This window comes from Sphingomonas radiodurans, assembly GCF_020866845.1.
GTDB lineage: Bacteria > Pseudomonadota > Alphaproteobacteria > Sphingomonadales > Sphingomonadaceae > Sphingomonas > Sphingomonas radiodurans.
This window is the reverse complement of record NZ_CP086594.1, coordinates 3,450,668-3,475,584: the sequence shown is the minus strand read 5'-3', so window position 1 is coordinate 3,475,584 and position 24,917 is coordinate 3,450,668. Positions and strand designations below refer to the sequence as shown.

Below are 24,917 nucleotides of genomic sequence, written 5' to 3'. Positions count from 1 at the left end.
ACAAGGTGTTGACCGGCGAACAGATGGCGGCGCTGGAACGTGACGGCACGTTCGCCGGGGCACCGGTCGACGTGGCGGATGGCTACATCCATTTGTCGACCGCCACCCAACTGACCGAAACGGTCGACAAACATTTCGCCGGGCAGGACGATCTGCACGTCGCGGCGGTGGATCTGGAAGCGCTGGGCGAGCAGATCCGCTGGGAGGAAAGCCGCGGCGGGCAAGCGTTCCCGCATCTTTATGGTGTACTGACGCTCGATGCGGTCTTCGCTTACGGACCGCTGAAGCGGGGGAAAGACGGCGCCGTGCGGTTGCCGGTGGCGGGCTGAAGTTTGCTCCGGTGCACAACTATGTGAACAGATCCACCACCTCCGCCCCCTCGCCTTCCGCTTGCAGCAACAAAGTGCGGTGGCAGTGGCACGGATCGCGCTCGTAGCAGAGCAAGGCTGACCGCTTCTCGGCCGCAAGCTCCCGCATCCGCGCAGCAGCAGCCTGCGCTTCGGGGAGTGCGAGCTGATCGTCGTACACCGCACGCAACGTCACGACGTCGCCCTTCTTAGCCGCGTCCCGCCCGCGCTTGGGCGTGCCGAGCGCCTTGAGGTGAACATAGTCGATGCCGGCTTCCCGCAGCGAAGCGGCAAGGCTCGACTTCGAGAACCCGGGCCGACGCGACAGCGGCAAAGCGCGCACGTCAATGACGAGCTCAACCTTCACCGCCGTCAGCGCCGCCAGAAAGTCAGCCATCGTCGTCGCTTCATAGCCGATGGTGTAGATCGTCGAGGTCAAGAACTATGGTCCGAGATGATCTGCCAACCTGCTTTGCGCCGTTCGAACAGCAATGTCGTCAACCCGGTCTGCGGCGCCGCACCCGCCGGCGCCAACGTCCACCGCCCGACGAAAAGCACGTGGACCTTGCTTAGGGTGCGCCAGGCGACGGGCTGGATCGACAGGCGGTCGCGTACGTTCGCGGCGCCGGTGAAGCTCTTGGCGTAGTTCTTCGCGATCTCGGCTCGTCCGCGTGCGATCTTCCCGCCAGACACAAAAACGGCATCGTCGGCATAGATCGCGACGAAGCGCTCGAGGTTGCCATCGTCCCATCCCGCAGCGCTGGTCGTCAGCGCGCTTTCGATCTCCGCCTGCGGACTTGCCGCTGCCGTCGCCACGAGCACCACCGGCGCCAGCAATGTCAGCATCATGCCTCCGCCCTCCCGATCAGCGCCGCCAGCGCCACTTCGTCGAGCGGCCCGGCGCAGAGGAAACCCTGGTACAGATCGCAGCCTTCCGCTGCCAGCAGATCGTGTTGCTCGTCGTCCTCGACTCCCTCGGCGATCGTCGTCAGGCCGAGGCCATTGGCGATCGCGATGATCCCACGCACCACCACGCGTCCGCGATGCCCGCCGGCAATATCCTGCGTCAGGCTGCGATCGATCTTGAGATAATCGAGCGGAAGAGCTTTAAGGTAGGCGAGGCTGGAATAGCCGGTGCCGAAATCGTCGATTGCCACGCGCAGACCCACCTCGCGCAGCCGTTCGAGCCTGGCAGAGGCTTCGGCGAGATCGGTGACAAAGCCACTCTCGGTCACTTCCACCGTCACCCGTCCCGGATCGATCGTACTGCGGCGTACGATGGCGAGGAAGCTGTCCACGAAATCGCTCCGCGCGAGATCCGCCGCGGTGACGTTGATCGCGACACGCAAACCGGCGAGCGGTGCAGTCCAGCGGCTCGCCATCGTCATCGCAAGCGCCTGGATATGTTCGGACAATGCAAGACCCAGGCCAGCGCGCTCCGCCGCGGCGAACAGCGTTTCTGCGCCGAGCACGCCATGTTCGGGATGCTCCCACCGCGCCAGTGCCTCGACACCGACGATCGCGCCGTCCGCTAAAACGACCTGCGGCTGGAAGAGGATGTCGATTTCGTCGCGCTCGATCGCGCGGTGCAGGTCGGCAGCGAGGCGGATGCCGTGCGCGGCATGGGTCAACGGAGCGACACGAACGCTCGCGCCATCGCTAGTGAGCGCATGATCAAGCGCCTCTTTTGCGCGCCCCACGAGCGCCTCCCACGCTTCGCCAGGCGCGCGATGCGCCACGCCAATGCGCACGCCAAGGCTCGCCTCGCTAGCGTCCAGCGTAAAGCGTCGCGCCAGCGCCGCCTCGATTAAGGCAATTCGCGCGCTGGCCGCTTCGCCACATTCGTCGATTGCTATGACGAATTGCGCACCTTCGTCACGTTCGATCACGGCCGCCGGTGGCAGTGCGGCAGCAATCCGCGCGCCGGCCTCGTTTAACAGCAGGTCCCCGGCGTCGCGCCCAAACGCCGCATTGACGGTGTCGAAGCGAGTCATCGCGATCATTGCCACCGTTGATGCCGTGTCACTGCCGCGCGCCGCAAGGAAACGCTGGACAGCGCCCTCGCCCGCTTCGCCTGCCCGCCGTGCCCTAGCCTTGCTATGCAGACGGCGCGCATGGCGGCCGGCGAACCGCAATGCCAACGTCAGCGACGCGGCGTCGATCGGTTCGACCAACACGTGGGTTGCCCCGGCGTCGTATGCGCGGGCTGCACCATCAGCATCGCGCACGATTGCCAATAAGGCAGCGTGGTTCGTGACGGCAGATGCGTCTTCCCGTGACACCCCACTGACGCCGTCACGCGCATCGACCAGCCGGATCTCGGCCGCTCCCCCACCGATGCTCCACCCGGCAGCCACGACGAGGGGAGCGAACGCATCCGCTCCGGCGCCCAGCACCACCTGACCCCTGTCATGTTCTTGATTGCCCACGCCTGATCCGTAGGCCGCGTGTCGGGGCACAGCAACGGGGGCTTGCCCTTGTCGCCCCGCCTCGCAGCCCCTAGCTGTTTCGTTATGGGAGTTGCGCAAGCCATGTCGCCGGACCTGATCGATGGGTTCGGCCGGACGATCCGCTATTTGCGCATCTCAGTTACGGATCGCTGCGACCTGCGCTGCCGATATTGCATGGCGGAGAAGATGACCTTCCTGCCGCGCAATCGGCTTCTCGCGCTTGAGGAAATCGCGATTATCGCCGAGCGTTTCATCGGGCTTGGCGTGCGCAAGATCCGACTGTCGGGCGGAGAGCCGCTTGTGCGGCGCGACGTCATTGAGTTGACGCGGAGGCTTGGCGGGCACGTCGGCGACACGCTCGACGAGCTTACAATGACCACCAACGGCACGCGACTGGCCGAACACGCCGAAGCGCTGTTCGACGCAGGCATGCGACGTGTGAACGTCAGTCTCGACAGCCTTGATCCCGTCAATTTCCGTTACATTACGCGGCATGGCGATCTGACGCAGGTGCTGGGTGGGATCACGGCAGCCAAGACGGCGGGGCTCGCGGTAAAGATCAACATGGTCGCGCTAAAGGATCTAAACGAGGCCGAGATAGCGCCAATGCTCGATTGGTGCGTCGCCGAGGGTCATGATCTCACCCTGATCGAAACGATGCCGATGGGGGCGATCGACGAGGATCGTACCGACAGGTTCGTCCCGCTCACCGCTGTTTTCGAGCGGCTGGGCGATCAGTTCGATCTTCAGCGCGACGTAGCAGGTACGGGCGGGCCAGCGCGCTATTGGCGCGTGGATGAAAGCGCGACCCGACTTGGGCTCATCTCACCGCTCACCGTTAATTTCTGTGACGGGTGCAATCGCGTCCGGCTCACGACGGAGGGCAAGCTTTATAGCTGCCTGGGGCATGATGATCAGGTCGATCTGAAAATGGCGCTGCGCGAGGGCGGGGTCGCTGCGCTGGATGACGCGATTCGGCTCGCGATTGCTGGCAAGCCTGCGCGCCACGACTTTCGCATTGAACGCGGCTCCGCGCCGGCAGTAGCGCGGCATATGAGCGTCACTGGCGGATGACGGAGTATCTGCGGCGGGCGCTGGTCGCCTCGCCGACCGCTCCTGCGCAGGCCGCGCGCGCCGCGCTGTCCGACGCGTGGGATTGGTGCAGCGTCGACGACGCCGATGTTGTCATTGCGTTGGGTGGCGATGGCTTCATGCTGCAAACGCTCCACACCTTGCTTGATGCGCGTCGATCGGCGGTACCGGTGTTCGGCATGAACCTCGGCACGGTCGGCTTTCTGATGAATGAATGGCGGCAGCACGACCTTGACGAGCGCTTGTCAAAGGCGCGCGCCTTCAAGGTGACCCCGTTGCTGATGACCGCGACTGGTATCGATGGCCGGGTCCATACAATACCCGCAATCAACGAAGTGTCGCTATTGCGCGAAACGCGGCAAACCGCGAAGCTCGAAGTAAGTGTCAACGATCGCGTGGTGCTTGAGGAACTTGCCTGCGACGGTATCCTCGCGGCTACGCCGGCCGGGTCCACTGCCTATAACCTCTCAGCGCACGGCCCCATCCTGCCACTCGGCTCTGCGATGATCGCACTTACCCCGATCAGCGCCTTCCGACCTCGCCGTTGGCGCGGCGCTATCTTGCCAGACAAGGCGCGCGTGAAGCTGCGGGTTCTCGATCCAGACAAAAGGCCGGTTTCTGCAGTGGCCGATCAGCGAGAGATCCGTGAAGTGGCTGAGGTTACGATTGCGATCGATCGGGCACGCGAGCTGACGCTGCTATTCGACCCGGAGCATGCCCTGGACGACCGCATCACGATGGAGCAGTTCGTTTCTTAGCGGCTCCTCCCCTTAGCTTGAGTGGGGCTAAGTGCCGAGAAGGTCGGAACCGCTGGCTCCCTGAGTAGGATTCGAACCTACGGCCACTCGATTAACAGTCGAGAGCTCTACCGCTGAGCTATCAGGGAACATCGTGCGGAGGCGCGTCTATAGCTGGCATTTTTCCGGGAGCAAGCCCCCGAAGCGAAAAGGGGGCCGCCGCAGCCGCCCCCTCTCCTGTCAGGTTGCCGTCGCGGTTCAGGCGGCGTCGAACAGCTCGCCTGCCTTGTCCCAGTTCACCACGTCCCACCACGCCTTCAGATATCCCGGCCGGTCGTTCATGTAGGTGAGATAATAGGCGTGTTCCCACACGTCATTGCCCAGGATCGGCGTGCCCGGCTCCTTGGCATCGTCCATCAGGGGATTATCCTGATTGGGCGTCGAAGTGACCTTCAGAGCGCCCGAGGAATCCTTGATCACCCAAGCCCAGCCCGAGCCGAACTGGCCCGCGCCCTTGCCGTTGAAATCTTCCTTGAGCTTGTCGAGCCCACCGTAAGCCTCGATCGCCTCGGCTAGCGCTCCGGAAGGCTGGGTCGCGCCCTTTGGCCCCATGATCCTCCAAAAAAAGTCATGGTTCCAAAATCCACCGCCATTGTTGCGGACGAGGGGGGGGAGGGTTGAGATCATGCCGAGAATGTCTTCGATCGACTTGCCTTCCAGCTTCGGATCGGCGGCGACGCCCTCGTTCAGCTTCGCGGTGTACGCGGCGTGGTGCTTGTCGTGGTGGAAGGTCATCGTCTCCTTCGAGATGACCGGCTCCAGCGCGTCGTAGTCATATGGGAGCGGGGGGAGTTCGAATGCCATGGGATCCTCCTTTGGGGTTCGCGATTGGGAACGCGACGCCGTCCAAATGGCTCCGGTCCGCTCGTTACGCAACCGCTCCGATCATGTCGTGGCGGCGCAGTGCGTGGCGCAGCTGATCGTAGCTGAGCCCTAGCGAATCGGCGGTTGCGCGTTGATTGAAGCGATTTTCGGCGAGCGCACGCGACAGCAAATCCTTCTCGAACAACGCCACGCGGCTCTTAAAGTCCGACGGCCCGACATCGCACGCGGCGACCTCGTCGCCGGCGCTGGGCGGGGTAGATGGCGCGCGTGGCGGAGGCATTGGTGGCTGTAGCGACACCGGCGCGCCGCTGCTGCCGGGGCGATATGGGGATTGAAAGGGGTCAAACTCGATCGCTTCGATCGGCCCTTCGCGATCCCAACGGTAGACTGCGCGCTCAACGACGTTGCGAAGCTCGCGCACGTTGCCCGGCCAGCGATAGTCACGCAGCGCCTCCTGCGCTTCGGGTGTAAAGCCGTGCCAGCGGTCCCACTGCATCTCGGCCGCCATGCGGCGCCCGAAATGGTCGGCCAGGATGATGATGTCGCTCTTACGCGCGCGCAGCGGCGGAAGCGTCACGACCTCGAACGACAGACGATCGAGCAGATCGGCGCGAAATTCGTGCCGGTCGACCTTGTCGGGCAAATGTTCGTTGGTCGCGGCGACGATCCGCACGTCCACGCGCATCGGACGTGACGAGCCGATCCGCGTCACCTCGCCATATTCCACCGCACGCAACAAACGCTCCTGCGCGCCCATCGACAGCGTGCCGAGTTCGTCGAGGAACAGAGTGCCGTGATTGGCCTCCTCGAAGCGGCCGACGCGCGCCTTGGTGGCGCCAGTGAACGCGCCCGCTTCGTGACCGAACAGCTCGGCCTCAATCAGCGTCTCGGGCAAGGCGGCGCAGTTCATCACGACGAGTGGTTGATCCCACCGTGGGCTGAGGCGATGCAGGCGCTCGGCAACCAGCTCCTTACCCGTGCCGCGCTCGCCAATGACCAGCACCGGACGGTCGAGCGCGGCGGCGCGACTTGCGCGTTCGAGCGCGTCGAGGAACGCTCCTGCTTCGCCGATTACCTGACTTGCGCGCTCCGCCATCTCGCCCCGCCCTCTTCGACCAAGCCTTGGCGCATCACACCAATGCTTGGCAAGCCGTGTGCGACAAAAGTAAAACAGAGAAATGATGCAGAGCGCGCGGACGCCATCCAATTAGAGCGTTGTTTACTAGCGACTTTTCCTCGCTCTCCCTCGTCCAGGCGGTTCTTACATCGTTGCATCTGCAAATTGGCACAGCCCCTGCAAAGCACTGGGCAACCCCGGCAAACGGGGAAACACACCAGGCTCAAGAGGAGACTTCGCCATGACCCAGTTCGCAAATATCGGCCGCACGCTCGCAGCAGCAGCCTGCGCCATCGTTCTCAGCACCGCGATGGTGCTCGGCGCGGTCGGCCCGGCGCAGACGGGATCGGCCAACCCAATCGTTCGCGCCATCGCGTGAACGATGCCGCCGGGGCGGGCATTGATCCCTCGCCCCGCCCCGGCGGCAAGCCTATAAAAGGGCACCACCCAGGAGTTTCGTTGATGGGCATCTTTTCCCGTACCCGCGACATCGTAGCCGCCAATATGGCGGAGCTGCTCGAAAAGGCAGAAGATCCCGCCAAGATGATCCGCATGATCATCCTCGAGATGGAGGAAACGCTCGTCGAAGTGCGCGCCTCCGCCGCCCGGACGATCGCCGATATCAAGGAGATGCGGCGCCATGTGGTCAAGCTCTCCGACATTGAGGCGAACTGGACCGAGAAGGCCGAGCTGGCGCTGTCGAAGAACCGCGAGGATCTTGCCAAGGCAGCGCTGATGGAGCGCCAGAAGGCGAGCGACATGATCGTGCAGCTGCGCGCCGAGATCGGCGTGCTCGACGACAGCCTTCGCGGATCGGAAGAAGACATCGCCAAGCTGCAGAACAAGCTGCGCGAAGCGCGGACGAAGCAGAACAGCATCGCGACTCGGCTGGAGAGCGCCAACAACCGCGGCAAGCTGCGTGAGATGTGGAACGGCCCGCGGACGCACGAGGCGTTCAGTCGTTTCGATATGCTCGAGCGCAAGGTGGACGAAGCCGAGGGCCGCGCCGATGCGATGGGCCTAGGCGCGCTGCCCAGGAGTCTCGACGACGAGATCGCCGAGCTGAAGGCGTCCGACCGCGTCGATGCGGAGCTCGCCGAACTCAAGGCTCGTCTGAACAACCGTTCGAACCAGGGGAACTGACATGGACGATGTATTGGTCCCGCTGATCGTCATTCCGTCGATCTTTATCGGGATGCCGTGGCTGATCCTGCATTACGTCACGAAGTGGAAGCAGACGCCCGGTTCGATGACCGGCGAGGACGAAGCGCTGCTCGACGAGTTGCACTCGCTGGCACGCCGGCTCGAAGACCGGGTGAACACCGTCGAGCGGATCGTTGCCGCCGACAATCCCGATTTCCGCCCGGGCGTCTCCGATTACCGATCTGATCCCGACTACCGGCTCGAAGACCGGCACCAGAGGAGGAACTGATGGCCGACAATCGCCGTACCAAATTCTACCTCAATCGGCAGGACCGCAAGTGGAAGGGCGTGTGTGCCGGGATCGCGGACTATACCGGGATCGAAGTGCTCTGGGTTCGCATCGCGATGATCCTGCTGACGCTTGCCGGGGGCTTTCCGTGGACGTTGGTCGCCTATCTACTGATCAACTGGATGGCCGAGGACAAACCCGCCGGCCTCTACGGATCGCCCGAGGACGCCAAGTTCTGGCAGGGCGTGCGCTCGAACCCTAAGCGCACCACAGCCGAGGTCCGCTCCAAATTCCGCGAGCTCGACCGGCGCCTCGCCGACATCGAGACTCACTATACGAGCCGCAACACGCAGCTCGCCGACGAGATCGAACGCCTGCGCTGAGCGCGGCGGCGACAAGGAGACCGATGATGCATTTCGGTGGACCGTTTTTCGTGATTGCGATCGTCGCGATCTCCTGCGGCGCTTGGCTGATCAACAACTGGATCCGCGCCAAGCACGGTTATTCGATCAGTGACGATTGGGGCCGCAACATCGGCAAGGAAATGCCCGAGGCGGGCCGGAAGGTCGATCTGCTCACCAACGAAAATGCCCGGCTGACCGGCATGGTGACCCGGCTGGAAGAGCGGATCGCGGTGCTCGAACGCATCGCCACCGACCCCGCCGTCCGCACGGCGCAAGAAATCGAGCAGCTTCGCAACCGCTAAGGGGGAATGACGCCATGACCGCCGCCGAAAAGATCCAGCTGTTTTCTGCCCTTGCTCCGGTCGTCGCCCTCATTGGGATCGCCGGGACGGTGGGCTGGGTTGTCACGACCTGGATGCGTATCCGCAATGGCTACCCGCTCGACGGCCAGTGGGGCCAGGCGCTTTATCCCAAGCGAGACGACGAGACGATCGAGCGCGTGAAGCTGCTGACGCAGGAAAACGGCCAACTGCGCGCCGAGCTCGGCGCGATGAAGGACCGGCTGCAGAACGTCGAACGCATCGTCACCGACAGCGGCCATCTGCTGAGCCAAGAGATCGAGCAACTTCGCGACCGCGCGAACTGAGGAGCGTCACGTCATGCAACCTTGGGTTTTTCTTACCTTCTTCATGATCGTGGTTGGCTTGCCCGTCATCTTCGGCGTGGGCGGAGATGCGTTCAAGCGGTGGCTGAAACACAAGGAGAAGATGGCAGAGGCGCTAAACGCCCAGACGGCGGAAAAGGCGGCGCAATATGCCGCGCACACCGAGCGGCTGGAGCAGCGGGTCCGCGTGCTGGAGCGGATCGCGACCGACAGGGGGACCGCAGTCGCCGCGGAGATCGAGCAACTGCGCAGCCTGCCGGACCACGCCGAACGCCCGAACTGAGCGATTAACGAGAGGAATTCAACCATGCCTTGGTCCATTGCCTTCATGGTCATCGCGATCGTGCTGATCACCACCATCGCCCGCATCCAGAAGGAGAAATATCGCGCGATCGGCCGCACCGGCAACGACCACGCGATGCCGGCCGAGGCGATCGCGAGCCGTGAAGAAGTCCGCCAGCTCAAGGAGCGCATCGCGGTTCTCGAACGGCTCATCACCGACAATCATGGCAGCGCCGATCTGAGCCGTCAGATCGACGAGCTGCGCGACCGCTAAGGGAGCACAAAACCATGACCGACCCCGGCTTCTACGTAACGATGGCGTCGGCGGCGCTTGCCGGGCTGGCCATGCTGATCTTCGCGGCACTCACGGGCTGGCGTGGGTGGCTTCAGTTGAAGCAGCAGGAACTGCGCCAGGATGCCGACGCAAGGGCGCCTGCCCCAGGCAACGCCACGGCACGGATTGAGATCGCCGATCTCAAAGAGCGAATTCGTCGGCTGGAGGCAATTGCCGCGGGCGTCGACCTTTAGCCCTGCACAGTTGCCGCATTTGGCGCGAACGCGTACGCGCCGCCGCGATGGCTGACCTTCCTTCAGATCTGGCCGACATCCGCGACGAATATGAGTTTCTCGATCCGGATGATCGCTACCGCCTATTGATCGACCTTGGGCGTGCGCTGGAGCCGATGCCCGACGCGCTGAAAACCGATGCGACGCTGGTGCGTGGCTGTTCGGCCTCGGTGTGGGTATATCCGACGAACGCTGAGGGCGGCACGCTGCATTTTCTCGCCGACAGCAACGCGGCTATCACCAAGGGGATCATCGCCCTGGTACTGAAGACGGTTCAGGATCGTCTGCCGGCTGATATCGCTGAAACCGATATCGAGGGCGCGCTGGAGCCGTTCGATCTCAAGAACCAGCTCAGTTCGAACCGCACCCAAGGCATTCCGAACATGATCGCGCTGATACGGGCAACTGCTGGACGCTATCGATAACTGCGACCGTGCTCGTTACGACCGACGCAGCAGGTGATAACCGATCTTCGGACGCATCACTGCCTTGGCGAGTTCGACGCCCACCTTTTTTGCTCCACCGATCAGGGCGCGCGGACCGCCCGTATCGAACGAGACGCTACGCCGGCGCACCTGGCTAACCGGTTTTAGGCCGTTCTTCGCCGACAGCCATTCCATTGTCGTATCCGAAAAAGCGTTGAGATGCTCGAGTGGCTGGATCGAGGCAAATGCCTCCACCTCGCCCGGGATTGCTTTGGCGCCGCCCGAAGCGAACATGGCGGTCGTGGGCAACCCCTTCGTCGTCAGCAATTGCTCCAGCTTGCCGCGATAGGGAATCGCCGCTTTGAACAAGCCACCCGGCGCAACGGCACGGGCAAGCCGGGCGAAATCGCGGCCAGGATGCACCAAATGTTCGAGCACCTGCTCGGTATGGACGAGATCGAACGTCATCGTGTCGATATCGTCATCCTCGATCACCTCCAGCCCGAGCGTGCGCGCGAGCCGCTTCTTGTCGTCGCCGATCTCTGTGACGTAGACGGTCGCACCCATGCCGCGCGCAACCCGCGCCCAACGCCCCTGCCCCACGCCGAAGTCGAGTACGGTGATGTCAGCGGGATGCTTTCCGATTGCCTCGAACAGCACGGTGAATTCGCCGGCGATGCGATGAAACTGGTCGAGAGTTAGCAGGCCGCGCTCATACTCATCAAGGAAGCGGGCGGTGATCATCCGGGTGTAGATCACCTCCAGCATCGCCTCGTTCGGCGTTTGCACCTGGAAGATCAGGTCGCACGTCGCGCATTTATCGACTTCGAACGCGATACCTTCGAGTAGATCCCAATCGATGACGCCTTGGCGCGAGAAGTTGGAATCGACGAGCGCGCGGACCGGATCCTCGTCGTAGCGTGCGGTATAGATACGAGCCGTCGCCGTGCTTTCGCATACGGGACACGACGTGCGCGGATAAAAGCCGGGCGCTTGCAACGAAGGTGGCATCTCTGGCGCAGGCTCCTTGCAACGACGCTTCGCTACAGCCGCGACGCTGCTCCCGTGTCAAGCAAACGCCAACGATGGGCTGCCGCCCGCCGCACCAGTAGCAGATCGACAAGCCACCCAACCGCCATCACAGCGATCGTCCATACCGGCTCGAACAACAGGAGCACTACGACCACTGCAATCACGTTGACCAGCGATGACCAGATCGTCGCGCGTGCCAGTCGTTCGAAATCGCCCGTCGCCTGAAGCATGACATTCGCCGGCATCTGCAGCAGGATTAGCAGCGTCACCAGCACCCATGAGAAGGTGGCGATCTCGATGACGGTGAGATCATAGTCCTGCGAGAATACGAAGGACGGCATGAACAGAACGATGCTTGTCGCTACTGCAACCGAAGCCGCCCACGCAGCCAGCAAGACAGCCAAGAATAATCGTTTGGTGCGCTGTATCTCTGGAAACGCCCCATCAGCGATCAACCGTGCGATCTGCGATCGCTCGAAATCTCCAAGCGCATTCTGAACGACGTTGATTGGTCGAAACAGCAGTGCGGTGGCCGCGAGCGGTGCGACTGCTGCCGCACCAGCCACTATAGAGGTTGCTCGGTTTGTCTGGACACGTCCGCCGCGCCCTCCAGCAGCCGCGACCGCCACTGGTTGATGAGGTTCGGATGCACATCATACTGCTGCGCCAGTTCGGCCAGCGTCTTCTCGCCTTTCACGGCAGCCAACGCCACCTTGGCCTTGAATGCCGGGCTGTGGTTCCAGCGGGGTCGTTTGCTCATCTTGCCTCCTTCTCGCGGCCAGCACGGCCGCTGTCAGATCGGCAATCCACTTATCCCCGATGTTCAGATCCCCCGAGCCACCTCTCGGTTCGACAAACTCTCTCCCACCCAGGCAACATGCTCGTTCGTTGGCGACATCGTCGCGCCGCGTTCCGCTGCGCCGTTCACAGCAGGTTGTCATACCCTGTCGGCAGCAGGGCCCGTTACTCTCATCGATGTGAAGCAAAGCCGACTTTCCGTCAGCGCACTGGCAGCGTGGCCGGGCCGCTGGCTCCGGCAACGTCGCTAAGGCAATCAGTTCGCTTGATAATAATCCGAATATTGCTTCGAGTAGTAATAGAGGCCACCGACAGAGTGCGCCGACGGATCGACCTGCGTGTAGATCACGCCGACCGGATTGCTGCCGTCACTGCGTAACCAGTTGATCGCCGAGGTCGCGGCGGAAACGGGCGTGCTTCCCCATTTCACGACAACTGCCGTCGCATCCGCAAGCACCGCAAGGTATCGACCGTCAGCAAGGCCCATCAGCGGCGGTAGATCCAGGACGATGTGATCGTATCGCTCGCGCAGCGTAGAGAGGAGCTGTTCCATTCGGCCTTCGCCGAAAAGGTTCTCCGCTGAGAAGTAAGGACTCAAGACAAGCAACTGATCAAGGTTTGGCACGTCACCCGGATGGATCGCTTCGTCGAGGCTTGCCTCGCCATGTAGCACCTCAATGAGCCCGACAGTCGGCGCAGGCGTACGGACAATCTGGCGCACGGCCGCGCGACGGATGTCACATTCCAACAGAAGCGTCTTGGCATTGGCCGTGGCGAGCGTCCGAGCGAATGCAACGGCGGACGTGGTTTTGCCCTCGGCCGGCAGCGACGAAGTGATCGCAATAACCTTTCGCGCCCGCGTCCCTTTCACGCCAAGGATTGCGGCCCGCGCAATGCGGAAGGACTCGGCAAACATCGACGTTGGTCGTTCCAGCATCAGATCGGCCGGGTTCTGCGTCTTTGGCACCTTGGGAACGATCGCAAGTACCGCAATCCCGAGTTGCTCCTGCACATCCTCAACCGAACGGAAGCCACCGCTCGTCATCTCCATCACTGCGATCGTGCCCGCACCCGCTGCAATCGCCGCCAACATGGATAGGACATAGAGCAGCGGCTTGTTGGGTGACGACGGACGCGGCTGCGGCTCGGCGCGGTCGACCACTTCCGCCTGTGCGATCGAAAGGCGGGCCGCTTGCATGCTTTCAAGCGACATCTGCGACATCTTTTCATACAGCGCGCGCTTAGCGGCCGCCTCGCGCTCGAGGCCCTCGGCAGCGACGGAATCGCGCGTCGTGCGCTCGCGCTTGCTTTCGAGCCCGGCAAGCGAAGTACGTAAGCTGTCCGCACGAGCTTCTGCCGAGGCGGCAGTTGCCTGGAGCGACCCGACCACGCGCCGCGCTTCGGCCTGAATTTGGCCGTCTAGCGAAGCGATCTGGTCACGAACGCGAAGGCTTTCTGGGTGACGTTCACCGTAACGGGCTTCGACTTCGCCACGAATGCGGAGCGCATCGGCTCGCTGACGGCGCAATTCGGCGATCACGGTGGAGCCGAGCACTTCGGACACTGCATCCAGCCCCCCCCGGGCGACCTGGGCGCGTGCAGCAGCGAGGTTAGACCGAGCAGCGGCGGCGTCCGACTCCGCGGCTGCTAGGCTGCCCGCAAGTGGGGCAACCTGCTGATCCGCGATCGTCCCCATCGCGCTGTTCGCCGCGCTGCTTTGAACGATCCCAGCGCGCGCGGTAATCCGCGACGCGCCCTTCAGCTTGCTGCGCCTCCTTGCCGAGTTCCTCCAGGCGCTGCTGAAACCACTCGCTCTGTCGCTCTGCCGTACCGAGCTTGTTGGTCGTACGCGTCTCGATATACCCGTCCGCAAAAGCGTTTGCGAGCTTCGCGGCCTTCAGCGAATCTTTCGACGCGAACCTGACGTTGAGAACATACGTCAGTTTTTCCCGATCAACCGAGAGGCCCGAAAGTACTGCAGCGGCGAGCGCAATTTCCCGTGCTTCACTGGTCGTTACGTTCGCGCTCTGCTCGCTGCTAAGCTTGCTCGTAAATTCTGGGTCGGCGGCCAAGCCATAGGCGCGCACGATAGACCGCGCGAGATCGAGCGAGCGAATCGCCGTGACTTCCGTTTCAATCGCTTCCGGAGTCAATTCCGCCCGCGTCGCGTTCGCGTTGGTTGCAAGCGGATTGCGCGAGGGATCGAGCCGGATTTTCGCAGTCGACGAATAAAGCGGCGTCATTAGTGACACCAAGACCACGCCGGCAATGAACACGCCTGCAATTACAGCCGCCATAATTTTCCAGCGCCGCCGGATCGTATCACGAACGATGCTGATGACGTCGGCCAGACGCGCTTCGTATTCGTCGGCTTCGTGTCTGACTTCCATGCTCGCCTGGCCTCGATCTAGAGCCGGAGACCGGCTCGGATGCTTGAGTTATAAATGGAAGGAGAGGCCCGCTTCGATGCGACCCTCCCCAGGTTCATTGCCCGATTGCGCGCCAATCGATCGACGTTGCGTATAGCTCATCGAACCTTCCAGCGTGAGCCGTCGCGACACAAGGAAGCGAGCATCGGTAGATACGCGATATGTTGAATTTCGTCGTTCCTGGCCGACAAAGGTTTGCACGCCATACTCGCCACCTCCGGAAACGATGAGATTGCTTAGTAGCTCATAGTCGCCGCGAAGCGTGAAGCGATTGTCGTAGAACGGCTGGGGTTCTGTATTGCCAAAGGTCGCATCCTCGATACTCCGGCGTGCGCCCGTCGTGATGGTTAGTAGCTCAGTCGGAAACAACTCGATCCGCCCCTCGGCAACAAAACCGCGAACCGTTCTGAAGCCTTCGGCTTGATAATCGCGAATGTTGTAACCTACCCCAAGCGAACCGCGTGCGCGCCCGGCGAGGTCAATGTTCGCGCCAGCGAGAAGACGAGCGGCCTTAGAGCTCAGACGAGATGCTCCAGCGACTTGTCCATCAAACTTGGTGTCGACATAGCCGAACTGCGCAAACACCGACGCGCTCGGCGTGCGGGCGTATTCAAACTGCCCGGTGACTCGCGAAATGTTTCGATTTCGGATCTCCTGGTTCCGATCCGTGCCGTCGGCAAGGCGAACGCGCCCGAAGCGAAAGTCCGTATAGTCGACAACTGCGAAGGCTCGTATTCGTCCCGACGTATACTCACCCCGAAGTGCCGTGAAGTCTCGGCGAAAACGAGACAGTGCTACAATGGCGGTTGCGACCTCGCCGAGAACAGGTTTTCAATGTTTTGCGATGCATTGGCCTCGGCAGAAATCGTAAACGCACGGCCAAGTTCAATCTCGCTTCGGGCGCCCAAATTCCATGTGCGCTCGTTACGCCGAGATTGGCCGATGTAGTTACGTAGCAACGTCGCGCCATTCACCTCCAACGAATGACGCGACCAGATCGAGGCCACGCGTAGAGATGGCTCGATCGAAGCGTACGCAGCCGCTGTTTCGTTCTGCTCGGTGAGGTACGCGTTGCTCGTCACACCCGCGCCGGTTTCAACCCGTGGAAAGAAAAGCAGGCCGCCCACGCTGACGCCGATCGGATTGTAAGAAGGGCGCGAGCGACCGAGTACGCTGATGTTACGGTCCCGGTCGAAGCCCTGCGGTATCACGGACTGAAAAATCAGTCCGTCCTGCGCCGCTGCGATCGGCGATGCCGCCACGCCGACAACCAACGCAGCAGTAGCAAATGCTGCAGACCGCAGCTTCAATGCAGGTTGCCCCCCATAGACAAGCCGGTTCTGTCGCCTTTTAAGGGCGCGTGCGAGGCGCGATTCTGCGATATCGACGAAGCACGCCGATCAGAAGAACCGCTCGCCGACGCGAATCGTATCACCCGGGTAGATCATCAGCTCCGGGCTAAGCCGGTAATTTACCTCGCCAGGCTCACCCTGACGCCGGATACGAACGACGTCGCGGTTTGCGCGGGGCGTAAAGCCCTTCGCGGTCGCAACAGCATTCAAGGCCGTAAGGCCGATCGCATAGGGATACTGCCCAGGCTGCGATACCTCCCCGAGAATGTAGAACGGCCGAAATACTGTCACTTCCATCGAGACCCTCGGATCTCGCAAATACCCGTCGGCGAATCGCATCTTTGCGTCTGCCGCGATCTGCGAGACGGCCTTGCCGCTGGCCTGCACGTTTCCGATCAGCGGTAGCGAGACGAAGCCGTCCGGATTGACCCAAAACTCACCGGCCAGATTGGGCTCGTTGAACACGGTGAGCTTCACCCGATCGCCAACGCCAAGTCGATAGTCGCTGACCACGTCAGTCGAGGCTACGTAACGATCGCCAGATGAGAGGACAGGCCCATCACCCTTTTCCGCACAAGCTGATAACATCAGGAAGATGCCCAAAATGATCGCCAACCGGTGGAGCATGGAGCCTCGAAATGCTAAGATGAGTTCAGATTATTGCCCGGCGTGTCTCGCATAGCGACGCGGGTGAGGCAACGCGCGTAACCTAGGTTGATGATGCGGCATGACAAAGAAAAGTGGGCTTGCCGTTCCCGTTTCTTGAAATCAACTAAAGGCGGCGACGATAAGGAATCAGCCGCGTAGATATCGGAAGTACCACACCTCATGTCCGTGTCGCCGCGCCTTACGTTCGTAGCGGGTCTCCGGCCAATCTGCCGGGCGGCCGAGGAAGTCGCCAGGATGACGAGCGATCCATGTAAAGTCGTGGCGCCGAGCCATCACCATCATCGCCCAGCGGCAGTAGGTCGGGTCGTCCGTGCCGAGCCGGAATTCGGCGCCGGGCTTCAGCTTGGCGGCGATCAGGTCCAGCGGACCGTGGTTGACCATCCGGCGCTTGGCGTGCCGCGCCTTCCGCCAGGGATCGGGATGGAGCAGATACACGGCATCTAGCGCTGCATCGGGTAAGCGCTCGATCACAGTCAGCGCATCCCCCATATGCAGGCGAACGTTAGCCAACGCTTTCTCGCGCACGTGGCCCAGTGCGCCGACGACCCCGTTAAGGAAAGGCTCGCAGCCGATGAACCCCACCTCGGGCGCGGTAGTGGCTTGGGCAGCGAGGTGCTCGCCAGCACCAAAGCCGATCTCAAGCCGTAGCGGCCGATCATCTCCAAACAGTCGATGCGCATCGAGCGCACCGTCGGCCGGCACCTCGACTTTCGGAAGCAATTCCTCGACAAGGGCCGCCTGCCCTTCCCGCAGCTTGTGACCCTGACGGCGACCGTAGAGGCGGCGAATGGTGGCTGGATCGTTCATCGGCGCGGGCGATAGCGGGGCTTTGCATGGGAGCAAAGCCATCGTGGCATCGTTCTGAAACGATGGGAAAAGCAAAACATGTCGCGCGTGCCGCCGATGCCGAACATCGCTTGGTTGGGAAAGTAGCGAAGAACCGTGATCGCGCGCCCGTGGCGGCACTCGGTTTCATGAGCGATGTCGCAGATCAGCCGCCGCTCGTCGCGTTGTCGCTGGCGACGATCGCCGTGGGGGCGTTGCGCCGCCGTCGCGATCTTGCGCGGACTGGCATGCGCATGCTGATTGCGCACGCACTTGCGACGGCCGCCAAGACGGTCATCAAACGATCGATCGACCGAACGAGACCGGCACAGGCGTTGAAGGATGGTCAGCATCGCGCCGGACCGGGATCGGGCGACAAAGACGGCGACTTGAGCTCGTTTCCGTCGGGGCACACCGCAGGAATCGTCAGTGTGGCGCAGGCAGTCGCCGCCACGAAGCCGGAACTAGCAGTCCCTGCTCGGGCCGGTGCGGCGGCCATTGCGGCGATGTTGTTGCCGAGCGGCAAGCATTATCCAAGCGACATCGCCGTCGGCGCTTTGCTCGGCTGGGGAGCCGACAAAGTTGCTGGAGCGCTGGTTGATGCTGGGGATCGAAAGATCGGTCGGTTCGTCGCGCGGCGCGCTGACCGATTGGCACTTGCGGAGGCCGAAGCTCACCCGAGCTGAGATGCTGTGAAGGCGGTCGCCACCCCGGAGTTCAAGCCGAGGTGGCGAGACCAAGTCAAAATAATGCAGCCTTGAGATCGTCAACCAGATCGAGCTTTTCCCAGGGGAAAGCGTCGCCATCTGGGTTGCGGCCGAAGTGGCCGTATGCGGCCGTCTGTTCGTAGATCGGCTTGTTCAATCCGAGATGGGTACGGATCCCGCGCGGCGTCAGCTCGCCGAGCTTTGCGATCTCACCGATCGCCGCTTCGATCTTGTCGTCGCCGACTGTTCCGGTGCCGTGGGTGTCGACGTAGAGCGACAATGGCTTAGCGACGCCGATCGCATAGGCGAGCTGGATCGTGCAGCGCTTGGCGAGACCCGCCGCGACGATATTCTTCGCCAGATAGCGCGTGATGTAGGCTGCGGAGCGATCGACCTTGGTCGGATCCTTGCCGCTGAATGCGCCACCACCGTGCGGGCTCGCGCCGCCGTACGTATCGACGATGATCTTGCGTCCCGTCAGGCCGGCGTCACCGTCAGGCCCACCAATCTCGAAGCTGCCGGTCGGGTTGATGTGGTAGACGGTGTCGTCGGAAAGCAGCTCGGCGGGCAGCAAATCCGCTACGACCGACTTCACGTAAGCGTGAAGTTCGGCTTCCTTTTCGCCCGCATCGTAGCCTTTCGCGTGCTGCGTCGACACGACGATCGCGGTGCAAGCTACCGGCACGCCATAGTCGAAGCGGAGCGTTACCTGGCTCTTCGCGTCGGGCTCAAGGAACGGGGCCGCACCTGAGTGACGGTCCTGCGCCATACGATGCAGGATGCGGTGGCTGTAATACAGCGTTGCCGGCATCAAGTCGGGGGTCTCGTCGCAAGCGAAACCGAACATGATGCCCTGATCGCCGGCACCCTCGTCCTTGTTGCCGCTGGCGTCGACGCCTTGCGCAATGTGCGCCGACTGGGCGTGCAGATTATTTTCGAAGCGGAAGGTCTCCCAATGGAAGCCCTCCTGCTCGTAGCCGATGCGCTTCACCGTGTTGCGGACGGTCGCCTCGATCTCTTCCTGCGCACCAGCAGCCCAGGCGCCATCCTCGTAGACGCCCTTGCAGCGGATCTCGCCGGCGAGAACGACGAGCTGAGTAGTCGTCATCGTCTCGCACGCGATTCGCGCTTCGGGATCCTTCGACAGGAACAGATCGACGATCGCGTCGGAGATCTGATCCGCGACCTTGTCAGGATGGCCTTCGCTGACCGATTCGCTGGTGAAGAGGTAAGACTGGCGCATATTCACTCCGCCCAATGGTGAGATAACGATATAAAGATAACTTTATATCGCTTATCCGCGGCGCCGGCGGATTGCAATGGCTGCGGCCGCCAGCAGCAAGGCGACCGCGCCGGCAAGCCAGTTTCCGACGCGCGAAAAGAAGGTCGGCGGCAGTGCCTCGGGCAGCGGAACCTCGATCGCGCCTGCCTGCTCGTGAGGAACAGTGGCGAGCAGCCGACCGTCGGCGGCGATCACCGCTGAGATGCCGTTCGGAGTCGCGCGGATGATCGGAAGCCCCTCTTCGATCGCGCGCATTCTGGCTTGCGCCAGATGCTGCGGCGGGCCCCAGGTGCCGAACCACGCATCGTTCGAGGGGTTGAACAGCACGCGCGGACGACGTGCCGGATCGATCACTTCGCCTGAGAAGATGATTTCGTAGCATAGCTGGATTCCGACCGCGCCGATCCCCGGCACGTCGAGCGCGCGCGGCCCCGGGCCTTCTACGAAATCCATCGATCCCGGCACCAAACGGGCAAGGCCGAACGGCTTCAGCAGCCAGGGCATCGGCAGATATTCGCCGTAGGGCACCAGATGCGCCTTGTCGTATCGCGCCTTGATGCGGGCACGCGGATCAACGGCGAACACCGAGTTCGTCGCGGAGATCGCGTTGCCCGCGCGATCGAATTGCAGCGCCGTTCCCCCCGTCAACAGCATGTCGCGCGGGCCGAGCAGCCGCGCCATGCGCCAGCGAATCCAGAACGGATCGGCGGTGTAGGCGTAATCGGGGTAACCATCCTCGAAATAGTCGCGCACCACGCCTTCGGGCCAGACGATCAGCCGAGGTGCGGCGCCTGGCTTGCCGGACAGCGCCGAGAGCTTGGCCAGCATCATCTCGCCATCGCTTTCGCCGCGCGCATCCTGCGGGACATTCGGCTGGACGACGCGGATGCGGGTTACGCCCGCTCGGGCTGGAGCATCCACCGTTCGATAGCTCAAAAACTGCGCGCCGATGAGGCCGGCAAGCACGGCAACCGCAGCCGCAATCGGCGCCGGTCGTCGCGGCAGGAGGAGCAGTGTGCCGGCGAGCAGCACGGTCAGCCCGGACAGCGCATAGGTGCCGACCCAAGCGGCAAGCGTCGCGACTGGCTGGACCGGCACCCAGATCACGCCGAGCGGATCCCAAGCATAGCCGGTGAACATCACGCTGCGCAGCCATTCGGTGACGATCCAGGCCGCGGCGAAGCTCAGGACATAGCCGGCATCGATGCGCTCGCGCCGCACGCGCCATGCCGCGCCCGCGGCGAGCGCCGGGTAAACCGCAAGGTACAGCGCCAGCAGCAGCGGCGCGGCATAGCCGAGCACCGGCGGCATCTTGTCCTGAAAATCGAACGCGTGCTGGAACCAGTTATTGTTGATCGTGAAGTGGCCGACACCGAACGCCCAGCCACGCCACAACGCGGCCTTCATGGTCGGCGCGCGATGGACCAGCAGCATCCAGCCGGCGATCGCCGCGATCGTGAGCGGCCATAGATCCAGCGGCGCGAAACCGCATGCGGCGGCGACCCCGAGCAGGAGCGCGAGCACGACAGAGCGTTTTTCGAGGAAAGCGGAGACCATCGCCGCGCGCCGTATCAGTTCCTCCCGCGCGCGGGGAGAGGGGCCGTTTGCCGGCGATAAGGGGTGCGACGACATCGTCACAAGCGCCGGCGCCCATGTTGCACCGCCGCGAATGTTGAGGAAGTTGAGGCGATCGCGCATATTTCTCCAACATTCCTCAACATTCGCGGATGAGCCGGGAGCGAGCATGATCGGGAGCTTACCTCTTTGACGGGGTCGTAGGACAGACGGCCGAGCGGACGCCTTGTGGCGTGGCCGGTTCGGGACCCGATGGTTCGGCGGGTTCGCGACGAGCCCTGCAACGCCCAGCAAGGCACTCAATCGATTTCCGAACGTGCTAGCCTCTCCCGTAACGACGAGAACTGTGTATCATCGCCATATGACACTTCGACCCTTTCACCTCGCATTTCCCGTTCACGACCTTGCCGCCGCGCGGGCCTTCTACGGCGGCGTGCTCGGCTGTCGCGAAGGACGCTCGAGCGAGCGCTGGATCGACTTCGATCTTGGCGGGCACCAGCTCGTCGCGCATCTCGACGAGGCGGCGCGACCTGTAGAGACCAGCAACCCCGTCGACGGCCATGACGTGCCGGTGCCGCATTTCGGCGTCGTACTGACCATGGCCGACTGGCAGGCGCTTGCGGCGCGGGTCGAGGCCGCCGGGGTGACGTTCGGGATCGCGCCGCACATCCGCTTCAAGGACCAGCCGGGCGAGCAGGCGACGATGTTCTTCCGTGACCCCTCGGGCAACGCGCTGGAGTTCAAGGCGTTTGCCGACGACGCCCAATTATTCGCCACGGAGTTTGCCGCATGACCGCCCCGATCGAGGTCGATATCCCGCACAAGCTCGGCACGGTGCAGGCCAAGGAGCGGATCGGCAGCAGCTTCGGGAAGCTTGCCGATTTCGTGCCCGGCGGGGTGGTGACGGAGCACCGCTGGGCCGGCGACACGCTGCACTTCACCGTCGAGGGCATGGGGCAGCGCGTCGGGGTGCGGCTCGATGTGGCGGAGGCGAATGTCCACGCCACGTTCGAGCTGCCGGCGTTCCTGGCGATGTTCGCCGACACGATCCGGGCGAAGCTGCAACGCGAGGCGCCGAAGCTGCTGGAGTAGTGGTTCGCTGGACCGTGGGAAGGCCGGGCGTCATCGCGCGTCAGCGCCCCCGTGCGCGCCATGCGGCTCAGAACTCGACGTTGACGCCCGGCAAGTTGAGATCGTCGTACAGCCGCAAAAGTGCAGTGACCTCCTCTACGACGGCCTTCTGCTCGCCCAGCACGCGGAGCGTGGCATCGCGGGTCGGAATACCGTTGCGCCCGTCGTGCACCGTATAGCCCTGCTCGATCAGCCAAATTTGATCGGACGCGCGCGACCGTTGCCGACGCAAATGCATCACCCACTGCTCGATCGTACCCGCCGGCACGCTGCGTTCGATTTCACCCATCCGAGCGCCCTAAGCATACCCGGTGAGAGATTGCTCCTGCTGCGTGGCTAACGAAGCAGAAATCATCGGCTGCGCGGGGACCGCTTTTGGACCGGCCGGTCGAGGTGGAGGTGGGGGCTGGCTACGGAATAGAGTTAGCGAAGGGCTGCGTGATGATCGCTGTGCGCTGCCGACTTACTTCCCGCCCGGCCGCAAATGTCTGAAGGTGGCGGAAAGCTGCCGCGCCGCGCGGGACGCGGCAGCCATTCCTTCCCTATTGGGACGTGTTTCCGGCAACTTTGCAGTGCCGGAGCAACTACCCAGCGTGGTTAGGCCTCAGGCACCAGACACCATGCCAGCCCTGATCCATAATGCCTTCTTCGACGAGCTTCCGCTTGGCCCACTGAACCCGATTCTCCCATGCTGACCCTCGGGCGTCTCGGCGCTTTAGCGCCAGTTGCTCAGCGGTCAGCTTGAGCGTTTCGGCCAACGACCAATAGGCTTCGACGGGGACGGTGGCACTACCAATATCAATCAGGTGAGCGTGAAGCGCTTCCTTCACCGCATTATATCCCGGCAACTCAACCATTAGTCGTCTCCTTGTTGGAATGGCGACTAAAGAACCTTCCCGCCTGACTCGACAGAGACCTCGTTCTACTGGTGAAAATTGGCGACGTTTCTACTGGCGAAACCCAAGGCCCTAATGACCAGCTTGATTCCGCTATTGGGCGTTAGCAGTCATCCGCCTATGATTTCCGCGATCTAAAACAGCAACGTGAGCGCGTAGAACATTGCGCCCACAGCGGCCGAGCATGGGATCGTGATGATCCACGCGATCACGACACCACTCGCTGTGGTCCATCGTACCGCTGAGGTGCGGCGCGCGACGCCGGCGCCGATGATCGCGCCGGTGATCGTGTGCGTCGTCGACACCGGGATGCCGAGCGCCGAGGCCGTGAACAGCACGATCGATCCGCCGCTCGAGGCCGCAAAGCCTTGGTGCTGCGACAATCTGGTGATCTTCGAGCCCATCGTCTCGATGATCTTCCACCCGCCCGACAGCGTGCCGAGCGAGATCGCCACATAGCAGCTGATCGCCACCCAGTGCGGCACTTCGAATTCGCCGCTGAGATAGCCGGTCGAATAGAGCAGGACGGTGATGATCCCCATCGTCTTCTGCGCGTCGTTCAACCCATGGCTGAGCGAATAGGCCGCGGACGAGACGAGGTGTAGCGACCGAAAGCTGCGTTCGGCCTGGTTTGCGGTGGCGCGGTTGAGCGCCCAGCTGCTTGCCAGCATGACGAGCATGGCGAGGATCATGCCGAGCGTCGGCGAGATGACGATTGCGAGCAAGGTCTTGGTCAGTCCGCCGATCTGCACGCTGTTGACGCCCGCATGGGTGATGCCGGCGCCAACCAGCCCGCCGACCAGCGCGTGGCTCGACGATGACGGAATGCCCTTCTGCCAAGTGACGATGTTCCAAAACATCGCGCCGCCGAGCGCGCCGAAGATCACTGCGGGCGTCACGACTTCCTGATCGATCAGCCCCTTGCCGATCGTTTCCGCCACCGCGTGCAGGCTCGGGAAGGCGAGCGTCAGGAAATAGGCGGCGAAGTTGAAGAAGGCGGCGAACAGCACCGCCTGAACCGGTGACAGCAACCGCGTTGCAACGACCGTTGCGATGGAGTTGGCCGCATCGTGCAGGCCGTTGAGGAAATCGAACGCGAGCGCGAGGGCGATGAGGCCGATCAGCAGCGGAAGCGCGAGCTCATACATGGTCTGTCGATCGCTCAGGCGTGATCGATGACGATGCCGTCAATTTCGTTCGCGACATCCTCGAACGCGTCGGAGATATGCTCAAGATGCTTGTAGATTTCGCGATCGACCACGAAGCGCATCGGGTCTCCGCCCTCATGATGATGTTTCTGGAACAGCCGCTTGAGCCCTTGCTCGTGCAGGTCGTCGACTTCCCCTTCCAGGTGGACGAGGCGTTCGGTCATGCCGTGGAGGCGCGGGGCATTGCGCGCGACGTCGGCAAGCAAGGGCACTGCCTCGGCGGTGATGCGCGCCGCTTCGAGCATCAGCTTGGCCATCTCGTGCATGTCGGGGGCGAAGGTGCGTACGTCATACAGGCTGACGGCGGTGATCGCAGCGTCCATCGCGTCGATCGCATCGTCCATCCGATTAATGAGGCCGCTGATGGCGCTGCGATCGAACGGGGTGAGGAACGTTACGCGCACCGTCTGCAGCACGGTTCGGGTGACGTCGTCGGCCTGATGCTCCAGATCCTTGACTTCGGCGACCAGCGCCGCGGCGTCCGCCTCGCCGGCGAACAGACGCGTGGTCGCTTCGGCGGCGCGTAGCGTGATCGCCGCGTGTGCATCGAAGAGCTCGAAGAAATTGCCGCGCTTCGGGAGGAGGCGCTGGAACCAGGCGAACATCGGATG

At 62.8% G+C, this 24,917-nt stretch carries 35 protein-coding genes, 1 tRNA gene and 1 pseudogene; 16 read left to right on the top strand and 21 right to left on the bottom strand.

The annotated features are described in order from the left end of the window. Positions 1-23: 23 nt before the first annotated feature. On the top strand, positions 24-329 hold the full coding sequence (locus LLW23_RS16485) for a DUF952 domain-containing protein (protein ID WP_228948618.1): 306 nt from the start codon (positions 24-26) through the stop codon (positions 327-329). Positions 330-348: 19 nt separating this feature from the next. On the opposite strand, the gene LLW23_RS16480 is transcribed toward LLW23_RS16485, so the two are convergent. The 3 genes from LLW23_RS16480 to LLW23_RS16470 are packed head-to-tail and all read right to left on the bottom strand — an operon-like array spanning position 349 to position 2,776. Continuing rightward, positions 349-744, bottom strand: a complete 396-nt coding sequence (locus LLW23_RS16480; RefSeq protein WP_228948617.1) for a DUF488 domain-containing protein — start codon at positions 742-744, stop codon at positions 349-351. Positions 745-782: 38 nt separating this feature from the next. Next, entirely contained in the window at positions 783-1,196 is a 414-nt protein-coding gene (locus LLW23_RS16475; RefSeq protein WP_228946572.1) for a YybH family protein, read from the bottom strand. Beyond that, positions 1,193-2,776, bottom strand: coding sequence for a putative bifunctional diguanylate cyclase/phosphodiesterase (locus tag LLW23_RS16470; protein ID WP_228946570.1), 1,584 nt, complete (start codon positions 2,774-2,776; stop codon positions 1,193-1,195). Before LLW23_RS16470 ends, LLW23_RS16475 begins: the two co-directional genes overlap by 4 nt. An 84-nt stretch (positions 2,777-2,860) precedes the next feature. On the opposite strand from LLW23_RS16470, the gene moaA reads away from it, so the two are divergent. Both moaA and LLW23_RS16460 read left to right on the top strand, forming a co-directional pair. After that, positions 2,861-3,871 carry a GTP 3',8-cyclase MoaA gene (gene moaA / locus LLW23_RS16465; protein WP_408641984.1) on the top strand — a complete coding sequence of 337 codons (1,011 nt, stop codon included), beginning with the start codon at positions 2,861-2,863 and terminating at the stop codon, positions 3,869-3,871. Continuing rightward, entirely contained in the window at positions 3,868-4,647 is a 780-nt protein-coding gene (locus LLW23_RS16460) for an NAD kinase (RefSeq protein WP_228946568.1), read from the top strand. Before moaA ends, LLW23_RS16460 begins: the two co-directional genes overlap by 4 nt. A gap of 53 nt (positions 4,648-4,700) precedes the next feature. Here the strand turns inward: LLW23_RS16460 and LLW23_RS16455 are convergent. From LLW23_RS16455 to pspF, 3 genes are all read right to left on the bottom strand, one after another. Continuing rightward, a tRNA-Asn gene (locus LLW23_RS16455) sits at positions 4,701-4,775 on the bottom strand. Positions 4,776-4,884: 109 nt separating this feature from the next. Then, positions 4,885-5,490, bottom strand: a complete 606-nt coding sequence (locus LLW23_RS16450; protein WP_228946567.1) for a superoxide dismutase — start codon at positions 5,488-5,490, stop codon at positions 4,885-4,887. A gap of 64 nt (positions 5,491-5,554) precedes the next feature. After that, entirely contained in the window at positions 5,555-6,607 is a 1,053-nt protein-coding gene (pspF, locus tag LLW23_RS16445) for a phage shock protein operon transcriptional activator (RefSeq protein ID WP_228946566.1), read from the bottom strand. 262 nt (positions 6,608-6,869) lie between these two features. Between pspF and LLW23_RS16440 the strand changes: the two genes are divergently transcribed. The 10 genes from LLW23_RS16440 to LLW23_RS16395 all read left to right on the top strand — a co-directional run bounded on the left by LLW23_RS16440 (position 6,870) and on the right by LLW23_RS16395 (position 10,402). Beyond that, complete coding sequence (locus tag LLW23_RS16440; protein WP_228946565.1) at positions 6,870-7,007, top strand: hypothetical protein; 138 nt, start codon at positions 6,870-6,872, stop codon at positions 7,005-7,007. 83 nt (positions 7,008-7,090) lie between these two features. Then, on the top strand, positions 7,091-7,771 hold the full coding sequence (gene pspA, locus LLW23_RS16435) for a phage shock protein PspA (protein ID WP_228946563.1): 681 nt from the start codon (positions 7,091-7,093) through the stop codon (positions 7,769-7,771). 1 nt (position 7,772) lies between these two features. Then, a complete protein-coding gene (gene pspB / locus LLW23_RS16430) occupies positions 7,773-8,060 on the top strand; it encodes an envelope stress response membrane protein PspB (protein ID WP_228946561.1) in 288 nt (95 codons plus the stop codon). Beyond that, positions 8,060-8,443, top strand: coding sequence for an envelope stress response membrane protein PspC (gene pspC / locus LLW23_RS16425; RefSeq protein ID WP_228946560.1), 384 nt, complete (start codon positions 8,060-8,062; stop codon positions 8,441-8,443). Before pspB ends, pspC begins: the two co-directional genes overlap by 1 nt. Before the next feature lie 26 nt (positions 8,444-8,469). Next, the gene (locus tag LLW23_RS16420) at positions 8,470-8,766 is read left to right on the top strand and encodes a hypothetical protein (protein WP_228948616.1); all 297 of its coding nucleotides are present in this window, start codon (positions 8,470-8,472) and stop codon (positions 8,764-8,766) included. A 14-nt stretch (positions 8,767-8,780) separates the two neighbouring features. After that, positions 8,781-9,110 carry a hypothetical protein gene (locus LLW23_RS16415; RefSeq protein ID WP_228946559.1) on the top strand — a complete coding sequence of 110 codons (330 nt, stop codon included), beginning with the start codon at positions 8,781-8,783 and terminating at the stop codon, positions 9,108-9,110. A gap of 13 nt (positions 9,111-9,123) precedes the next feature. Beyond that, positions 9,124-9,411 (top strand): hypothetical protein, encoded by a 288-nt coding sequence (locus LLW23_RS16410; protein ID WP_228946557.1) that lies wholly within the window; start codon positions 9,124-9,126, stop codon positions 9,409-9,411. Between the two features lie 45 nt (positions 9,412-9,456). Next, entirely contained in the window at positions 9,457-9,684 is a 228-nt protein-coding gene (locus LLW23_RS16405; RefSeq protein WP_228946555.1) for a hypothetical protein, read from the top strand. A gap of 14 nt (positions 9,685-9,698) precedes the next feature. Beyond that, entirely contained in the window at positions 9,699-9,938 is a 240-nt protein-coding gene (locus LLW23_RS16400; protein ID WP_228946554.1) for a hypothetical protein, read from the top strand. Positions 9,939-9,985: 47 nt separating this feature from the next. Then, entirely contained in the window at positions 9,986-10,402 is a 417-nt protein-coding gene (locus tag LLW23_RS16395; RefSeq protein ID WP_228946553.1) for a SufE family protein, read from the top strand. Between the two features lie 15 nt (positions 10,403-10,417). Here the strand turns inward: LLW23_RS16395 and LLW23_RS16390 are convergent, their stop codons facing one another. The 9 genes and pseudogenes from LLW23_RS16390 to trmB all read right to left on the bottom strand — a co-directional run bounded on the left by LLW23_RS16390 (position 10,418) and on the right by trmB (position 17,489). Further along, positions 10,418-11,413: a class I SAM-dependent methyltransferase gene (locus LLW23_RS16390; RefSeq protein WP_228946552.1), complete on the bottom strand. Its 996-nt coding sequence runs from the start codon at positions 11,411-11,413 to the stop codon at positions 10,418-10,420. A 32-nt stretch (positions 11,414-11,445) separates the two neighbouring features. Beyond that, complete coding sequence (locus LLW23_RS16385; protein ID WP_228946551.1) at positions 11,446-11,775, bottom strand: hypothetical protein; 330 nt, start codon at positions 11,773-11,775, stop codon at positions 11,446-11,448. A gap of 251 nt (positions 11,776-12,026) precedes the next feature. Next, positions 12,027-12,194 (bottom strand): annotated as a pseudogene (locus tag LLW23_RS16380) (transposase); the annotation flags it as partial. Positions 12,195-12,488: 294 nt separating this feature from the next. Next, on the bottom strand, positions 12,489-13,796 hold the full coding sequence (locus tag LLW23_RS16375) for an AAA family ATPase (protein WP_228946550.1): 1,308 nt from the start codon (positions 13,794-13,796) through the stop codon (positions 12,489-12,491). A gap of 46 nt (positions 13,797-13,842) precedes the next feature. Further along, a complete protein-coding gene (locus LLW23_RS16370; protein ID WP_228946549.1) occupies positions 13,843-14,622 on the bottom strand; it encodes a Wzz/FepE/Etk N-terminal domain-containing protein in 780 nt (259 codons plus the stop codon). A 48-nt stretch (positions 14,623-14,670) separates the two neighbouring features. Then, positions 14,671-15,396: an outer membrane beta-barrel protein gene (locus tag LLW23_RS17570; protein ID WP_270049258.1), complete on the bottom strand. Its 726-nt coding sequence runs from the start codon at positions 15,394-15,396 to the stop codon at positions 14,671-14,673. Between the two features lie 59 nt (positions 15,397-15,455). Continuing rightward, positions 15,456-15,971: an outer membrane beta-barrel protein gene (locus tag LLW23_RS17565; RefSeq protein ID WP_270049243.1), complete on the bottom strand. Its 516-nt coding sequence runs from the start codon at positions 15,969-15,971 to the stop codon at positions 15,456-15,458. 90 nt (positions 15,972-16,061) lie between these two features. Beyond that, positions 16,062-16,640 (bottom strand): polysaccharide biosynthesis/export family protein, encoded by a 579-nt coding sequence (locus LLW23_RS16360; protein ID WP_228946548.1) that lies wholly within the window; start codon positions 16,638-16,640, stop codon positions 16,062-16,064. Positions 16,641-16,808: 168 nt separating this feature from the next. After that, complete coding sequence (trmB, locus tag LLW23_RS16355) at positions 16,809-17,489, bottom strand: tRNA (guanine(46)-N(7))-methyltransferase TrmB (RefSeq protein ID WP_228946547.1); 681 nt, start codon at positions 17,487-17,489, stop codon at positions 16,809-16,811. Between the two features lie 167 nt (positions 17,490-17,656). Here trmB and LLW23_RS16350 point away from each other — a divergent pair, with 167 nt between their 5' ends. Further along, positions 17,657-18,193, top strand: a complete 537-nt coding sequence (locus tag LLW23_RS16350) for a phosphatase PAP2 family protein (protein WP_228946546.1) — start codon at positions 17,657-17,659, stop codon at positions 18,191-18,193. Between the two features lie 55 nt (positions 18,194-18,248). Here LLW23_RS16350 and metK read toward each other — a convergent pair whose 3' ends face one another. Then, positions 18,249-19,457: a methionine adenosyltransferase gene (gene metK, locus LLW23_RS16345; RefSeq protein ID WP_228946544.1), complete on the bottom strand. Its 1,209-nt coding sequence runs from the start codon at positions 19,455-19,457 to the stop codon at positions 18,249-18,251. A 51-nt stretch (positions 19,458-19,508) separates the two neighbouring features. Then, on the bottom strand, positions 19,509-21,053 hold the full coding sequence (lnt, locus tag LLW23_RS16340; protein ID WP_228948615.1) for an apolipoprotein N-acyltransferase: 1,545 nt from the start codon (positions 21,051-21,053) through the stop codon (positions 19,509-19,511). Positions 21,054-21,432: 379 nt separating this feature from the next. Here lnt and LLW23_RS16335 point away from each other — a divergent pair, with 379 nt between their 5' ends. Both LLW23_RS16335 and LLW23_RS16330 read left to right on the top strand, forming a co-directional pair. After that, positions 21,433-21,864, top strand: a complete 432-nt coding sequence (locus LLW23_RS16335) for a VOC family protein (protein ID WP_228946542.1) — start codon at positions 21,433-21,435, stop codon at positions 21,862-21,864. Then, positions 21,861-22,163 carry a polyhydroxyalkanoic acid system family protein gene (locus LLW23_RS16330; RefSeq protein ID WP_228946540.1) on the top strand — a complete coding sequence of 101 codons (303 nt, stop codon included), beginning with the start codon at positions 21,861-21,863 and terminating at the stop codon, positions 22,161-22,163. The genes LLW23_RS16335 and LLW23_RS16330 overlap by 4 nt, the downstream gene beginning before the upstream one ends. 67 nt (positions 22,164-22,230) lie before the next feature. On the opposite strand, the gene LLW23_RS16325 is transcribed toward LLW23_RS16330, so the two are convergent. From LLW23_RS16325 to LLW23_RS16310, 4 genes are all read right to left on the bottom strand, one after another. Next, positions 22,231-22,491: a hypothetical protein gene (locus tag LLW23_RS16325; RefSeq protein WP_228946539.1), complete on the bottom strand. Its 261-nt coding sequence runs from the start codon at positions 22,489-22,491 to the stop codon at positions 22,231-22,233. Between the two features lie 295 nt (positions 22,492-22,786). Further along, positions 22,787-23,059: a winged helix-turn-helix domain-containing protein gene (locus LLW23_RS16320; protein ID WP_228946538.1), complete on the bottom strand. Its 273-nt coding sequence runs from the start codon at positions 23,057-23,059 to the stop codon at positions 22,787-22,789. A gap of 173 nt (positions 23,060-23,232) precedes the next feature. Further along, the gene (locus tag LLW23_RS16315; RefSeq protein ID WP_228946537.1) at positions 23,233-24,246 is read right to left on the bottom strand and encodes an inorganic phosphate transporter; all 1,014 of its coding nucleotides are present in this window, start codon (positions 24,244-24,246) and stop codon (positions 23,233-23,235) included. A gap of 14 nt (positions 24,247-24,260) precedes the next feature. Next, a complete protein-coding gene (locus LLW23_RS16310) occupies positions 24,261-24,911 on the bottom strand; it encodes a DUF47 domain-containing protein (RefSeq protein WP_228946536.1) in 651 nt (216 codons plus the stop codon). Positions 24,912-24,917: the final 6 nt, after the last annotated feature.

Excerpts from the sequence above, each read along its gene's own strand:
- LLW23_RS16420 (WP_228948616.1), top strand. The coding sequence starts at position 8,470 with ATGCATTTCGGTGGACCGTTTTTCGTGATTGCGATCGTCGCGATCTCC.
- pspF (WP_228946566.1), bottom strand. The coding sequence starts at position 6,607 with ATGGCGGAGCGCGCAAGTCAGGTAATCGGCGAAGCAGGAGCGTTCCTC.
- pspA (WP_228946563.1), top strand. The coding sequence starts at position 7,091 with ATGGGCATCTTTTCCCGTACCCGCGACATCGTAGCCGCCAATATGGCG.
- pspB (WP_228946561.1), top strand. The coding sequence starts at position 7,773 with ATGGACGATGTATTGGTCCCGCTGATCGTCATTCCGTCGATCTTTATC.
- LLW23_RS16400 (WP_228946554.1), top strand. The coding sequence starts at position 9,699 with ATGACCGACCCCGGCTTCTACGTAACGATGGCGTCGGCGGCGCTTGCC.
- LLW23_RS16390 (WP_228946552.1), bottom strand. The coding sequence starts at position 11,413 with ATGCCACCTTCGTTGCAAGCGCCCGGCTTTTATCCGCGCACGTCGTGT.
- LLW23_RS16485 (WP_228948618.1), top strand. The coding sequence starts at position 24 with ATGGCGGCGCTGGAACGTGACGGCACGTTCGCCGGGGCACCGGTCGAC.
- LLW23_RS16310 (WP_228946536.1), bottom strand. The coding sequence starts at position 24,911 with ATGTTCGCCTGGTTCCAGCGCCTCCTCCCGAAGCGCGGCAATTTCTTC.
- LLW23_RS16440 (WP_228946565.1), top strand. The coding sequence starts at position 6,870 with ATGACCCAGTTCGCAAATATCGGCCGCACGCTCGCAGCAGCAGCCTGC.
- metK (WP_228946544.1), bottom strand. The coding sequence starts at position 19,457 with ATGCGCCAGTCTTACCTCTTCACCAGCGAATCGGTCAGCGAAGGCCAT.
- LLW23_RS16480 (WP_228948617.1), bottom strand. The coding sequence starts at position 744 with ATGGCTGACTTTCTGGCGGCGCTGACGGCGGTGAAGGTTGAGCTCGTC.
- LLW23_RS16460 (WP_228946568.1), top strand. The coding sequence starts at position 3,868 with ATGACGGAGTATCTGCGGCGGGCGCTGGTCGCCTCGCCGACCGCTCCT.
- LLW23_RS16385 (WP_228946551.1), bottom strand. The coding sequence starts at position 11,775 with ATGCCGTCCTTCGTATTCTCGCAGGACTATGATCTCACCGTCATCGAG.
- LLW23_RS16325 (WP_228946539.1), bottom strand. The coding sequence starts at position 22,491 with ATGGGTGAAATCGAACGCAGCGTGCCGGCGGGTACGATCGAGCAGTGG.
- LLW23_RS16415 (WP_228946559.1), top strand. The coding sequence starts at position 8,781 with ATGACCGCCGCCGAAAAGATCCAGCTGTTTTCTGCCCTTGCTCCGGTC.
- LLW23_RS16450 (WP_228946567.1), bottom strand. The coding sequence starts at position 5,490 with ATGGCATTCGAACTCCCCCCGCTCCCATATGACTACGACGCGCTGGAG.
- moaA (WP_408641984.1), top strand. The coding sequence starts at position 2,861 with ATGGGAGTTGCGCAAGCCATGTCGCCGGACCTGATCGATGGGTTCGGC.
- pspC (WP_228946560.1), top strand. The coding sequence starts at position 8,060 with ATGGCCGACAATCGCCGTACCAAATTCTACCTCAATCGGCAGGACCGC.
- trmB (WP_228946547.1), bottom strand. The coding sequence starts at position 17,489 with ATGAACGATCCAGCCACCATTCGCCGCCTCTACGGTCGCCGTCAGGGT.
- LLW23_RS16475 (WP_228946572.1), bottom strand. The coding sequence starts at position 1,196 with ATGATGCTGACATTGCTGGCGCCGGTGGTGCTCGTGGCGACGGCAGCG.
- LLW23_RS16330 (WP_228946540.1), top strand. The coding sequence starts at position 21,861 with ATGACCGCCCCGATCGAGGTCGATATCCCGCACAAGCTCGGCACGGTG.
- LLW23_RS16395 (WP_228946553.1), top strand. The coding sequence starts at position 9,986 with ATGGCTGACCTTCCTTCAGATCTGGCCGACATCCGCGACGAATATGAG.
- LLW23_RS16350 (WP_228946546.1), top strand. The coding sequence starts at position 17,657 with ATGAGCGATGTCGCAGATCAGCCGCCGCTCGTCGCGTTGTCGCTGGCG.
- LLW23_RS16335 (WP_228946542.1), top strand. The coding sequence starts at position 21,433 with ATGACACTTCGACCCTTTCACCTCGCATTTCCCGTTCACGACCTTGCC.
- LLW23_RS16410 (WP_228946557.1), top strand. The coding sequence starts at position 9,124 with ATGCAACCTTGGGTTTTTCTTACCTTCTTCATGATCGTGGTTGGCTTG.
- lnt (WP_228948615.1), bottom strand. The coding sequence starts at position 21,053 with ATGGTCTCCGCTTTCCTCGAAAAACGCTCTGTCGTGCTCGCGCTCCTG.
- LLW23_RS16370 (WP_228946549.1), bottom strand. The coding sequence starts at position 14,622 with ATGGAAGTCAGACACGAAGCCGACGAATACGAAGCGCGTCTGGCCGAC.
- LLW23_RS16405 (WP_228946555.1), top strand. The coding sequence starts at position 9,457 with ATGGTCATCGCGATCGTGCTGATCACCACCATCGCCCGCATCCAGAAG.
- LLW23_RS16315 (WP_228946537.1), bottom strand. The coding sequence starts at position 24,246 with ATGTATGAGCTCGCGCTTCCGCTGCTGATCGGCCTCATCGCCCTCGCG.
- LLW23_RS16360 (WP_228946548.1), bottom strand. The coding sequence starts at position 16,640 with ATGCTCCACCGGTTGGCGATCATTTTGGGCATCTTCCTGATGTTATCA.
- LLW23_RS16320 (WP_228946538.1), bottom strand. The coding sequence starts at position 23,059 with ATGGTTGAGTTGCCGGGATATAATGCGGTGAAGGAAGCGCTTCACGCT.